Genomic DNA, 12,186 nt, shown 5'->3' on the forward strand with positions numbered 1-12,186 from the left:
CCAGCGAGTTATAATTGTAAAAACGTTCGATTTTACTTATTGATCAACTATGACCCTTGAACAGCTTCGCATCTTTCTGGCCGTGGCGGACCGTCTGCATGTGACCCGTGCGGCGGAGGCATTGAACCTTACGCAATCAGCAGTCAGCGCTTCGATCTCGGCACTGGAGAATCGGCACGATATCAAGCTCTTTGACCGCGTGGGGCGGCGCATCATCCTGACTGAGGCAGGTGATGCGCTGGTGCCCGAGGCACGCAGATTGCTGGCCCGCGCCGAGGCTGTCGAGATGGTTTTGGAGGATTTCGCCCAGAACACACGCGGCCGGTTGCGTCTATACGCGAGCCAGACGGTGGCCAATTACTGGCTGCCGCAACGTATGGTGACCCTGCACCGTCAGCATCCTGGGATTGAACTGGACTTGCGGGTGGGCAACACGGCGCAGGTCGCGCAATCGGTCGAGGATGGCGATGCCGATCTTGGGCTAATCGAAGGCGAGGTCACACAAGGGGAGTTGCACCGTCAGGTGGTGGCGCGGGATTCACTTGTGCTTGTCATGGCGCGCAGCCACCCATGGTCCGCGCTCCGCGAAATACCGGTGACGGATTACGCAACGCAATCATGGGTACTGCGGGAATCTGGATCTGGGACACGCTCGGAATTCGAAAAGGTGCTGGTCAAGGCGGGCCTGACCATCGCCGACTTGAAGATCTCTCTCGAACTGCCGTCGAACGAGGCGGTGCTCGCCGCTGTTGCGGCGGGGGAGTCGCTCAGCGTGATGTCGCGCCGGGCCGCCATAGCCTCGGGCAAGGCGACGCATATGGTTGATGTGCCGGGCGGCGAGAGACCATTTGCGGTGCTGACCCATCCTAAACGCTACCGGACGCGGGCCGTGAGTGCGATGATCGAGATATTGTCCGCACCTTAGCGCTGCGATGAATAGTTCGCCATGCTAAGAAATTGATATGCGCGCTGGAAAGTGTCGGGCAAAGACCGTCCATAAAAAGGGCGTTCCTGGTCGGGAAACTCTCAGAAATCAACTTTCTCTTGCTTAGCGGTTCACATTCCCCCCTGCGGCTGTAGGTTTATCTGCGCAATAGAATTCAAGGAATACAGATGACCCCAGTCACCAATGCCGACGAAATTTCCGAGATCGCTTTTGGGTTCATGGGATCAAAGGCTCTCTTTGCCGCGCTCGAGGTTGGCGTGTTCACGGCGTTAGAAAAATCGGGGGCTGCTGCGGCTGCGGAATTGTCAAAAGATCTCGACGTGCACATCGACCGGATGACGACGCTGCTTACCTCGCTGGTCGGGATCGGACTCATCACGGTTGACGAGGGCAAGTTTTCCAATGCCCCCGCAAGTTCGGCCTTTCTGGTGAAGGGCGCCAAGTATGACTTTGGCGACTACCTGCGCCTGCAGGTAGGACGTCAGATGTATGGCCTGCTCGATCAGATCGAAGGCGTGATTTCCGGCGACATGGATGAGGGCGACACCACGTCCTATGCGCAGTGGTTCTCCGACCCCGAAGAGGCTCGGCTTTATTCCGAAAGCCAACATGCAGGCTCGATGGGCCCGGCGCGGCAGATGGCCAAGGCGCTTGATCTCTCCGACGCCAAGTCGATGCTGGACGTGGGCGGCGGCACCGGAGCCTATTCGATCACATTCTGCAAAAACGCGCCGCATCTATCGTCGACTGTGCTCGATTTCCCGAACGTGGCCAAGCTTGGTCGTGATTTCGTGGAAAAGGCAGGGCTGTCCGACCAGGTTTCCTATGTCCAAGGCAATGCGCTTGAGGCCGAATGGCCAAAGGGGCAGGACATCGTACTGATGTCCTATCTGTTTTCCGGCGTGCCCGGCGATACGCACAAGCGCTTGATCAAACAGGCTTTTGACGTGCTGAACCCCGGCGGCACGCTGCTGATCCATGATTTTGTGGTGAACGAGGACCGCACCGGTCCCAAGCTGGCCGCGCTCTGGCAGTTGCAGCACACGGCGTTTACTCCCGAAGCACGCTCGCTTGACGATGGCTGGCTGAGCGAGGCGCTGAGCGAGGCCGGCTTCGAGGATGTCTCGGTCGGCACGATGATCCCTGAGATGACGATGCTGGCGACCGGGCACAAACCCTGATCGCCAAGATATCGGCCCGCCTTCCGGCAGGCCATTTCTTTATTCGGATTCGGCCAACAGGCTGGCATTTCCCCCTGCCGCTGTCGTGTCGACGCAGAGGTGGCGTTCGACCACGTAACGCTCCGGGCAAATGATCTGCGTTTCCAGCGGTATGATTGCCCCCGGTCGCTCGGCGAGCGCGATGCGCAAGCCCCGCGTCCAGTCCGAAGCACCGGCAGCGGCCACCGCCGCGATCTCCTTGAGTTCAGCCAGATCCCCTGCCCCGACTGTGCCGTCGAATGCGACAATCGGCACGCCCGCGTCCTTGAGCGCACGCGTCGCCTCGAGCGCGCCCCGCGCGGCCACGATGACGCCACAGCCTGCGCCCAGCGCCTGCACGGCCTGCGCCACGGCGATTTCTGCAGTTGGGCCAAGGCAAAGCACCGTGCCCTTGGCATACATGCGCAGCCGGTTGGTTTCGCCCGTCGGCCCGGGCAGTGTCTGCGGCGTCGTGTCGAAGGCCGCCGTTTCCGAGAGCGCCTTGCGGATGATACCGCTGCGACCGCTTAGCGCGTGGCGCAGAACCGAGACCCGGTCGGGACGGGCCGCCCAGTTGCGCGCGTCGAGCCCGTTGATCGCCTTTTGCACATCAGAAGTTTTGACAGGATCGGTATCGGGCGCGGCCAGTTCCTCGACCTTTGCCGTCCGGCGAAAGCGGGTAAGGTAAAGCGGACCGCCCGCTTTGGGGCCGGTGCCCGAAAGGCCCTCGCCGCCAAAGGGTTGCGAGCCGACAATCGCACCGATCTGGTTGCGGTTGACGTAGATGTTGCCGACGTTGAGGCGGTCTGTGATATGCTGCACCCGGTCGTCAATCCGCGTGTGCAGCCCGAAGGTCAGACCGTAACCACGCCCGTTGATCGCCGCGACGACATCGTCGATTTCACGCGATTTGAAGCTGGCGACATGCAGAACCGGTCCAAAAATCTCGCGTTCCAGATCGTCGATTCCGGAGACATCAACAACCGCGGGCGTCACGTAATTCCCCTTGGAAGGAATTTGTATTTTCTTCAGCACCTTGCCGGATTGCTCCTGTGCGGCGAGATAGTCCGAGATATCCGCCTGCGCCTCGCCATCGATGACCGGAGAGACATCGATATCGGTGCGCCAGGGATCGCCAATATGCAGTGCGTCCATCGCGCCGTAAAGCATGTGCAGCAGCCTTTCGCGTGCGTCCTCCTGCACGTAGAGCATACGCAGGGCGGAGCAGCGCTGACCCGCGGACTGGAAGGAAGAGATCAGGATGTCGCGCACCGCCTGTTCAGTCAGCGCGGTGGAATCCACGATCATCGCGTTAAGACCGCCGGTTTCCGCGATCAGCACCGCATTGGGACCGGCGTTTTCCGCCAGAACCTTGTGGATGATCTGCGCCACCTCGGTCGAGCCGGTAAAGCAGACACCGGCGATGTCGGGATCGCTCGTCAGCGGCGCGCCGACCGTCGGGCCATCCCCCGGCAACAGCTGAAGCGCCGCATCCGGGAGCCCTGCCTCGCGCATCATCTGGACGGCGCGGGTGGCAATGATCGGTGTCTGCTCGGCGGGTTTGGCCAGCACCGCATTGCCTGCCGCAAGCGCCGCCGCGATCTGCCCGGTAAAGATCGCTAGCGGGAAGTTCCAAGGGCTGATGCAGACGAAGACACCGCAGGCCTCGCCCGGTTCTTCCTGTTCCAGACGCTCGGCCTCATTCGCGTAATAGCGCAGGAAATCAACTGCTTCTCGGACTTCAGCGATACCATCGAGCAAGGTTTTGCCGGCTTCCCGGGTGGCGATTGCGCAAAGCTCGGCGATATTGTCCTCGTAGAGATCGGCGACCTTGCGTAGGATGTTTGCCCGCTCTTTCGCCGGACGCGCGGACCAGTCGCGATACCCGTCATGGGCCGATTTCAAGGCAGCACTGACTTCCTGAGCCGTAGCCTCCTGCACCTTACCAACCACACGGGCCGGATCGGCGGGAGAGACCGCGTCGCGAGGCGTACCTTGCGGCGTGGAGCTTCCTGCGAGCATCGGCGCCGCGTCCCATGTGGCGTCGGCCCATTTTTCCCGCTCTGCCAGAAGCGGCAGGATCGAGGCCGGTTCGTTGACCCGGTAGCCCCGCGAATTGGCGCGTTCCGGTGCAAAGAGGTCCCCCGGCAAGCGGATGTTCGGATTGGCGATCTTGCCGCCCAGCGCGAGAACCTCGCTGACCGGGTCCTGCGCGATTTCGCTGGCCGGAATGGTCGTATCGACGATCTGATTCACGAAGGAGGAGTTCGCGCCGTTTTCAAGCAGCCGCCGGACGAGATAGGCCAGCAGGTCGCGATGCGCCCCGACCGGCGCGTAGATCCGGCAGCGGGTGCCTTCGGATTCCTTGACGATGCCATGGAGGGATTCTCCCATGCCGTGAAGCCTTTGGAATTCAAAGCTTTGCTTGTCATTACCCGCCATGGCCACGACCGCAGCGCAGGTATGGGCGTTATGCGTCGCGAACTGCGGGTAGATGCGGTCGCGCTTGTCCATCAAAAGCTGGGCGCAGGCCATGTAGCTCACATCCGTGTTGACCTTGCGGGTATAGACAGGGAAGCCATTCACGCCGAGTTCCTGCGCCAGCTTGATTTCCGTGTCCCAATAGGCGCCCTTGACCAGACGGACCATGATCTTGCGATCCAGCCGTTCCGCGAGCGCATAAAGTGTTTCGATCACCGGCGCGGCGCGGCGGCCATAGGCCTGCACCACGACGCCGAACCCGTCCCAACCCGCAAGTTCCGGGTCATCCATCAGCGCCTCTATCACGTCCAACGAGAGATCTAGACGGTCCTGTTCCTCAGCGTCGATGTTGAAACCTATATTGGCGCGGGCGGCTTGCCGGACGAGGTCGCGGGCGCGCGGCACCAGTTCCTCTATTACCTGCGTTTTGTGGGTGGTTTCATAGCGCGGATGCAGCGCCGAGAGCTTCACCGAAATACCGGGGCTGGAGCGTACATCCCCGGTCGCCTGCTTGGCGATGGCCGCGATGGCCTTGGCATAGGCGGCATGATAGCGCTGTGCATCCTCGTCGGTGCGGGCGGCTTCGCCGAGCATGTCATAGGAATATGTATAGCCCTGCTTTTCCAGTTCGCGCGCGTTCTTCATGCCGGATTCGATGGTTTCGCCCAGCACGAACTGACGCCCGAGAATCTTCATCGACTGGCTGACCGCGGTACGCACCACCGGTTCGCCCATTCGCTTGACCAAACCGCGCAGGGCACGGGTCGGTCCCTTTGGGTCGTCCTCGAGCACCTTGCCGGTCAGCATCAGTGCCCATGTCGAGGCATTGACCAGCGATGACGACGAATGGCCAAGATGCGCCCCCCAGTTCGACGGTTCGATCTTGTCGTTGATTAGCTCGTCGATCGTATAGGCATCGGGCACCCGCAAGAGCGCTTCGGCCAGACACATGAGACCCACACCCTCTTCGGTCGAAAGACCGTATTCGGCGAGAAATGCTTCCATCATCGTGGGCGAGGTTTCGCGCCGCACCCGTTCGACATATTGCGCGCCTGCTTCGGCGATAGACTTGCGTTCCGCCTCAGAGAGGCGAATGCGCTGCAGCAGCCCCTCGATCGCGTCCGCTTCGCTGATCTTGTATTGTGCGCGGACGTTCTGGCGCGCGGCGTCGGCGCTGTTGGCAAGTTCGGCTTCAAATTTCGTCATATCTGTTCTCCTTCGGTCACGCGGGCGGCGCTTTGGCAGGGCCAAGCCCACGTTCGACGGGGATCGGATCGATGTCCCACCCCTCAACAATGCGATTTTCGGCCTGCTTCAGAAAGAGGCCTGTTGACTATTGTCAGATCAGAAGGACCGTCGGCGGCCTGTGACGCTTGAGACCGGGCAAAAACAGGGCGCCGGAGGGCGGCAGGAAAGCGCCCTGCGTCAGCAGAACCGCGCCCACCTCGCGAACGGTATTGCCGTCTGATGCCGGAAGGAACATCTGCATGCCCATCGTGAATCCGAATGCCTCAAGCCTGATGCGCATTAGACATGAGACAGGCGTTACTGCAAGTAAAGCTTTCGACGCGCGTGCTGGCACCTCCCGACAGAGGGGTCGTTTCCGCGTGCAACCAGCTGAGAATATTCAGAATTTGCATTTTAGCCGGTCTCGGGTAAGCTGCAGGCCGTATATTGGGCTCAAGCGTACAGGTTTGTCAGGAATTAAGTGATGACCAGAGTTGGCGGTATCGGTCTGGCGTTCTTGTTGCTGTCCATCGGCAGCGTGGCGCCGGCACAGGACTTGTTCGAGGGCGACACGCTGACCGGCGAAAGCGAGGACGCGGGAGAGCTGCTACCGCGCCCCCTACCGGAATTCGACGATCTCTTTACCGATGAGACAGAGTCCGGCTCCGACCCGCTGTTTCCTGTTCCCGAACCGGAAAGCGACGCTGTGGAGCTCCCATCGTTCCCCGGCAACAGCTTTTCCAACGGGCGGACCATTGTGACGGTCGCGCCGTCGCACCCGCCGATGATCATCGATCCGAAGCCCGCGCGCCCGCCGATCACCAATGCGCCGATGGTGCCGGGAAACCAGCTCTCCGAACGCCATATCGGCCCGAGGCTTTATGATTTCGAATTCCGGGATTACGGCATTCCAGTCATCCCTTACCTGTATCCGGGGCCGATGTTCGGGCCCACACCGCTGCGCGTTCCCGGTGCGGAGCTGATTGCGACGAACGATCTTTACGGCGCGCTGGGAGGCGGTCGTCCCGTTCTGCTGATCGACGTGCTGGGGGGCGAGCGTATCATTCCGGGTGCGCGGCGCGCACCGGGGCTGTCGGCCTCTGGCGATTTCGACGACCGGGTGCAGCGTCGGGCGCGACGCTGGCTGGACAGGGCGACCGGCGGGCATCGCGATCTGCCCATCGTCGTCTATTGCACCGATCCGGAATGCTGGCATGGCTATAACGCGGCGCTGCGCGTGGCTGCCGCAGGGTATCGCAATGTTCACTGGTATCGCGGCGGCTTGCGGGCGTGGGAAATGGCAGGGTTCAACACGGTGCGCGCCGATTATCGCGCACGCCAGAACTAGTAACCTAGCCGCCGGTCATGTCGCGCATGTAAAGCACGTCCCCGTGGCGAGGGACCTGAAAATACCTGTGGGAGGCCAGCCGGAAACCGTTCGCCACCATATGCGCGTCGATGTCTTCGAACTTTGCGCCGCCGTCGTAGATCGGCACGCGCGAAACCTCGCATTTGCACATGTCGAAAGCCTGCAGCCCGGCGCCAAGCCCCTGTAGCACCTCGAATTCGTGCCCCTGCACATCGACGACAAGCATGGTTTCTTTGAAGCCCGCAAGAACGATGCCATGCGCCTTGAGGATCTGGGGCAGCGATTGGGCGGCGATTTCGAGGACTTCGCCGCTTTCACCGGCCTCGGGAAAGCGCTGCGACAGAAGGTCGGTCGCCCGGTGAACCGAGGAAGAAGCGCCGTCGCCCTTGAAGCGGTGAAACTGCATGGGATTGCCCGGTTTCGCCGACACCAGCGCGCATTCGGTCAGATGCTGGGTCGTTCCGTCGCGCTTGGCCAATTCGGTGACGAGCCGCTTGTAGGTCTCGGGGTCCGCCTCGACCCAGAGTACGGTCCTGGCGCCGCAGCTTTCGTAAAAGCCTGCGTCTTCGCCCCAGTGCGCGCCCACGTGAACGATAAGATCGACCGGGGCGTTTCGCTGCATCAAAAGCTCGTATTTCGACGCCCGTAAGTATTTACGCCAAGCATCCGGAACCGCACGCTTCGCGGCGCGCTCGATCTTTTTGAGCCCCTGCATCCGTATCTCCAACTTCCTCGCAACTTTCTTACCAGCCTGCTTGCACAGGGAAAAGCCATGCCATAAGCCTTCGGCAGACCGGAGGCTGTCATGACTTTTTCGCAACTCGAAGAGCTGAAATCGCTGGCAAATCCGGACAAGGCGGCCGGTATGGCGTCGTATCACAAGGCGCGACGGACTTACCTTGGCATTTCCGTTCCCCAGATTACCGATCTGTCGAAGAAATGGCGTGCCGAGCTGGATGTCGAGGCGCGCGTCGCGCTCGCCGATGCTCTCTGGCAAAGCGATATTCACGAAGCCCGCATCGCTGCGGCCAAGCTGCTGACACAGGCCCGGCTGCGCCCGGATGAAGGCGCATGGGCGCTGATATGTTCCTGGGTGCCGGATTTCGATGCTTGGGCGATCGCCGATCACGCCTGCGATGCCGGACAGCGGCGTCTGCTGGTCGATCCATCGCGGATCGACACCGTCGAGGCATGGACGACCTCGGAAGCCATGTGGACCCGCCGCGCGTCGCTTGTCATCACCCTGCCCTGGACCAAGCAGAACAACCCCAAACCACAGGAACTAGAGGTGCGTGACCGGGTGCTGGGCTGGGCGGCTGCATATGTGGATGACCAGCAATGGTTCATCCAGAAAGCAATCGCATGGTGGCTGCGCGAGTTGTCCAAACACGACACGCCAAGGGTCATGGCCTTTCTCGACGCCCATGGTGACCGGTTAAAGCCCTTTGCCCGCAAGGAAGCCGGCAAATACTTGGCAAAACAGTAACCTTTCGGCAGACCATCAGAACCTGCCGACCAAGACGGCACTTGCCCGGACCCTTTACGGCGACTACCTATTGAAACATGAACGCTCCCTTGATTGATCCATTCGCCCGCGCGATCACCTATCTGCGCGTTTCGGTCACCGACCGATGTGATTTTCGCTGCGTCTATTGCATGTCCGAGAACATGACCTTTCTGCCCAAGAAAGAATTGCTGACGCTCGAAGAGCTGGACCGGATGTGTTCGACCTTTATCGGGCTTGGTGTCGAAAAGCTGCGGATCACGGGCGGCGAGCCTCTCGTGCGGCGCGGCATCATGACGTTTTTTAATTCCATGACGCGGCACCTCGAAAGCGGCGCGCTGAAAGAACTGACGCTGACCACCAATGGCTCGCAGCTGGAACGATTTGCAGATGATTTATACGCCGCCGGTGTGCGCAGGGTGAATATCTCGCTCGACACGCTGGATGAGGACAAGTTCGCCGCGATCACCCGCTGGGGCCGCCTGCCCCAGGTCATGCGCGGGATCGACGCGGCGCAACGCGCCGGACTGCGGGTCAAGATCAATGCAGTGGCGCTCAAGGGATTCAACGAGCCGGAGCTGCCACAGATCACCGAATGGTGCGCCGAGCGCGATATGGATCTGACATGGATCGAGGTCATGCCGATGGGCGATATCGGCAACGAGGATCGGCTGGACCAGTACTGGTCGCTCAAGGACGTCCGCGCGACCTATGCCGAGAATTACACCGTGACAGATCTCGCCGAACGTTCCGGTGGTCCGGCGCGCTACGTTCGGCTTGAGGAAACCGGGCAGAAAATCGGCTTCATTACCCCGCTCAGCCATAATTTCTGCGAAAGCTGCAACCGGGTGCGCCTGACCTGCACCGGCGAATTGTTCATGTGCCTCGGCCAGGAAGACAATGCCGATCTGCGCGCGCCGCTCAGGGCGCATCCTGACGACGATTCCGCGCTTGAACAGGCGATCCGGACGGCGATTTCGCACAAGCCCAAGGGCCATGATTTCGACTATTCCCGTCAACGGCTCGACGGTCAGATGTCTCGCCACATGAGCCACACGGGCGGCTGATGACCGCGCCTGCCGCATCGACGGCACTGTTCCGCATCTACCGTGGACTGACCCGCGCGGGACTGCCGCTTGCCTTTCGCAACGTGGCACGCAAACTGCGCGGCTTCGGCGTCGACGAAGACCGCATTGCCGAGCGGCTGGGCAAATCAACTGAGCAGCGACCGGAAGGTCCGCTGGTCTGGATCCATGCGGCCAGCGTCGGCGAAAGCCTCGCCGTCCTGACCCTGATCACACGACTTGCCGATCGCCTGCCCGCGCATCATTTCCTGATCACCTCGGGCACCGCTACTTCTGCCGAGTTGATATCCAAGCGGTTACCCCCACGCACGCGACACCAGTTCGCCCCGCTGGATTCCGAAGACCCGATCCGCCGGTTTCTCGGCCACTGGCGCCCCGACGCCGCGATCTTCGTCGAAAGTGAAATCTGGCCGCTGATGCTGGTGCGCACCCGCCAAAGCGGCGCCCGGCTTGCGCTCATCAACGCGCGGCTTTCCGAGAAATCCGTGCAGGGCTGGCAGAAGTTCCCCAAGACGGCAGCCTATGTGCTGCAACAGTTCGACCTGTTCCTGACGCAGAACCCGGAGAATTCAGCAAACCTGCGCGCGATGGGGGCCGCACCTGACCGAATCGAAACCGGGTTCAACCTCAAATCGACCTCGGCCCCGCTGCCGGTCGACGATGAGACGGTTTCCACCTTCCGCGAGGCTTTGGGTCAAAGGCCCGCATGGATCGCGAGTTCCACCCACCCCGGTGAAGAAGAAATCGTGCTGGCCGCACATCGCAAGCTACTGGAGCGGCACCCGGATCTCTGCCTGATCCTGATCCCCCGCCATCCCGAGCGCCGGGCAGAGGTCGGCCGGCTGATCGCCAACGCCGGAATGTCATGCGCCGGCCGGTCGCGCGGAGAATGGCCGCAACCGGACCAAGAGGTATATCTTGCCGACAGCCTCGGCGAGATGGGCACATGGTATGCAACAGCCCCGATTGTCTTCCTCGGCGGTTCTCTCTTGCCCATCGGCGGCCATAACCCCTACGAACCTGCCGATGCAGGCGCTGCCATTCTGACCGGTCCGCATATCGCGAATTTCGCTGAATCCTACGCACCGCTTTTCTCGCTCGGCGCTGCGCGACAGGTCGCCGATGCGGATGAACTCTCTCACGCCGTGGACCGCCTGCTCAGCAACGCCGGAGATCTGGACAAGACGCGAAAAGCCGCCGCCGGTTTCGCCAAGGGCCGGCAGTCGCGTCTCGACGAGGTTGCCGACACGGTTTGCACTGCTCTGAACTTGGCGCCCTGAGATGCCCGAACTCTTCGTCACCAATTTCAATCGTAACTATACCGGCGTCTCGGCCACGGCGGCAAATGTGATCCGCCAGCAGATGAAGAATCGCGATCTCGCGCTCGTCGGCTATCCGCTGCCCGGCTGCCCGGCGCCCATCTCGCTGACCGAGGCCCGTAAACTGTCGAGAAACACCGGCGACAAGCCCTTTGCGATCTGGCATGTCCGGCGCAATCCCGAGATGCGCGCCGGGATCTGGGCGCGAGACGTGCTGCGCCTGCCGATCCGGCTGGTTTTCACCTCCGCTGCCCAGCGTCGCCACTCCGCCTATCCGCGCTGGCTGATCTCCCGCATGGATTCGGTGATCGCGACAACCCCGAAAGCGGCTGAATTTGTGCCACATGTGCGCGCCACCGTCCCGCATGGCGTCGATACGGAACTGTTCCACCCGGCTGAAGATCGGGCAGCCGACTGGCGAAAAACCGGTTTTGCCGGGAAGGCGGGCATTGCTACTATCGGTCGTATCCGGCCCGAAAAAGGCACTGACCGTTTTGTAGACGCAATGCTTCGCCTGCTGCCCGGTCAGCCAGACCTCACCGCCCTCGTCTTGGGGCGGGCTACGCGCGAACATCAGACCTTTTTCGACAGGCTCAAGGACAAGGTCAACGCCGCCGGGCTCTCCGACCGCCTGTTATTCCCCGGCGAAATCGCGCCCGAAAACCTCCCCGCCCTGCTGCGCTCGCTCTCTCTTGTCATGCAACTACCGCGCTACGAAGGCTACGGAATGGCGCCCCTGGAAGGCATGGCAAGCGGCGTGCCCTTCATCGCATCCGACACCGGCTTCTACCGACAGTTCGCTACAGATGAGACCACCGGCATCGTCCTGCCCGACGAGGACTCAGAAAGCGCGGCGCAAACCGCAACCACCCTCCTCAACAACGCCAGCCAGTTGGAAAGCATGGGCCGGATCGCACGACGAATCGCTGTGGAAAAATACAGCGCGCGAGCGGAGGCCGAGGGCATCGAAGCCGTCTACAATACCGTCTGGCAACAAGCCTGACCCCCAGGGCGACACGCCCGCTCGCACCTGCTTTTCCTCTTGCCCAAAATACA

The 12,186-nt window shown here is 61.5% G+C and carries 10 protein-coding genes; 7 read left to right on the forward strand and 3 right to left on the reverse strand.

The window, feature by feature from the left end; translation table 11 throughout:
• Positions 1-49: 49 nt before the first annotated feature.
• Positions 50-925, forward strand: a complete 876-nt coding sequence (locus tag MF268_RS02040; RefSeq protein ID WP_238369238.1) for a LysR family transcriptional regulator — start codon at positions 50-52, stop codon at positions 923-925.
• Between the two features lie 188 nt (positions 926-1,113).
• Complete coding sequence (locus tag MF268_RS02045) at positions 1,114-2,127, forward strand: methyltransferase (protein WP_238369239.1); 1,014 nt, start codon at positions 1,114-1,116, stop codon at positions 2,125-2,127.
• Between the two features lie 39 nt (positions 2,128-2,166).
• On the opposite strand, the gene putA is transcribed toward MF268_RS02045, so the two are convergent.
• Both putA and MF268_RS02055 read right to left on the reverse strand, forming a co-directional pair.
• On the reverse strand, positions 2,167-5,832 hold the full coding sequence (gene putA / locus MF268_RS02050) for a bifunctional proline dehydrogenase/L-glutamate gamma-semialdehyde dehydrogenase PutA (RefSeq protein WP_238369240.1): 3,666 nt from the start codon (positions 5,830-5,832) through the stop codon (positions 2,167-2,169).
• Positions 5,833-5,965: 133 nt separating this feature from the next.
• Positions 5,966-6,121: a hypothetical protein gene (locus tag MF268_RS02055; protein WP_238369241.1), complete on the reverse strand. Its 156-nt coding sequence runs from the start codon at positions 6,119-6,121 to the stop codon at positions 5,966-5,968.
• 216 nt (positions 6,122-6,337) lie between these two features.
• Here MF268_RS02055 and MF268_RS02060 point away from each other — a divergent pair, with 216 nt between their 5' ends.
• Positions 6,338-7,201, forward strand: coding sequence for a rhodanese-like domain-containing protein (locus MF268_RS02060; protein WP_238369242.1), 864 nt, complete (start codon positions 6,338-6,340; stop codon positions 7,199-7,201).
• A 4-nt stretch (positions 7,202-7,205) separates the two neighbouring features.
• Here MF268_RS02060 and MF268_RS02065 read toward each other — a convergent pair whose 3' ends face one another.
• On the reverse strand, positions 7,206-7,937 hold the full coding sequence (locus MF268_RS02065) for an FkbM family methyltransferase (protein WP_238369243.1): 732 nt from the start codon (positions 7,935-7,937) through the stop codon (positions 7,206-7,208).
• A gap of 90 nt (positions 7,938-8,027) precedes the next feature.
• Between MF268_RS02065 and MF268_RS02070 the strand changes: the two genes are divergently transcribed.
• The 4 genes from MF268_RS02070 (at position 8,028) to MF268_RS02085 (ending at position 12,133) form a co-directional block, all read left to right on the forward strand.
• Positions 8,028-8,708, forward strand: coding sequence for a DNA alkylation repair protein (locus tag MF268_RS02070; RefSeq protein WP_238369244.1), 681 nt, complete (start codon positions 8,028-8,030; stop codon positions 8,706-8,708).
• A 77-nt stretch (positions 8,709-8,785) separates the two neighbouring features.
• Positions 8,786-9,793 (forward strand): GTP 3',8-cyclase MoaA, encoded by a 1,008-nt coding sequence (moaA, locus tag MF268_RS02075; RefSeq protein WP_238369245.1) that lies wholly within the window; start codon positions 8,786-8,788, stop codon positions 9,791-9,793.
• Entirely contained in the window at positions 9,793-11,091 is a 1,299-nt protein-coding gene (locus MF268_RS02080) for a 3-deoxy-D-manno-octulosonic acid transferase (protein ID WP_238369246.1), read from the forward strand. Before moaA ends, MF268_RS02080 begins: the two co-directional genes overlap by 1 nt.
• 1 nt (position 11,092) lies before the next feature.
• Positions 11,093-12,133: a glycosyltransferase family 4 protein gene (locus MF268_RS02085; RefSeq protein WP_238369247.1), complete on the forward strand. Its 1,041-nt coding sequence runs from the start codon at positions 11,093-11,095 to the stop codon at positions 12,131-12,133.
• Positions 12,134-12,186: the final 53 nt, after the last annotated feature.

It is taken from the genome of Heliomarina baculiformis (genome assembly GCF_019966545.1).
GTDB classification, from domain to species: Bacteria; Pseudomonadota; Alphaproteobacteria; order Rhodobacterales; family Rhodobacteraceae; genus Heliomarina; species Heliomarina baculiformis.

What these genes read in the sequence shown, in the direction of transcription:
- MF268_RS02045 (WP_238369239.1), top strand. Translation starts at nt 1,114, where the DNA reads ATGACCCCAGTCACCAATGCCGACGAAATTTCCGAGATCGCTTTTGGG.
- MF268_RS02070 (WP_238369244.1), top strand. Translation starts at nt 8,028, where the DNA reads ATGACTTTTTCGCAACTCGAAGAGCTGAAATCGCTGGCAAATCCGGAC.
- MF268_RS02085 (WP_238369247.1), top strand. Translation starts at nt 11,093, where the DNA reads ATGCCCGAACTCTTCGTCACCAATTTCAATCGTAACTATACCGGCGTC.
- moaA (WP_238369245.1), top strand. Translation starts at nt 8,786, where the DNA reads ATGAACGCTCCCTTGATTGATCCATTCGCCCGCGCGATCACCTATCTG.
- MF268_RS02060 (WP_238369242.1), top strand. Translation starts at nt 6,338, where the DNA reads ATGACCAGAGTTGGCGGTATCGGTCTGGCGTTCTTGTTGCTGTCCATC.
- putA (WP_238369240.1), bottom strand. Translation starts at nt 5,832, where the DNA reads ATGACGAAATTTGAAGCCGAACTTGCCAACAGCGCCGACGCCGCGCGC.
- MF268_RS02040 (WP_238369238.1), top strand. Translation starts at nt 50, where the DNA reads ATGACCCTTGAACAGCTTCGCATCTTTCTGGCCGTGGCGGACCGTCTG.
- MF268_RS02080 (WP_238369246.1), top strand. Translation starts at nt 9,793, where the DNA reads ATGACCGCGCCTGCCGCATCGACGGCACTGTTCCGCATCTACCGTGGA.
- MF268_RS02065 (WP_238369243.1), bottom strand. Translation starts at nt 7,937, where the DNA reads ATGCAGGGGCTCAAAAAGATCGAGCGCGCCGCGAAGCGTGCGGTTCCG.
- MF268_RS02055 (WP_238369241.1), bottom strand. Translation starts at nt 6,121, where the DNA reads ATGGGCATGCAGATGTTCCTTCCGGCATCAGACGGCAATACCGTTCGC.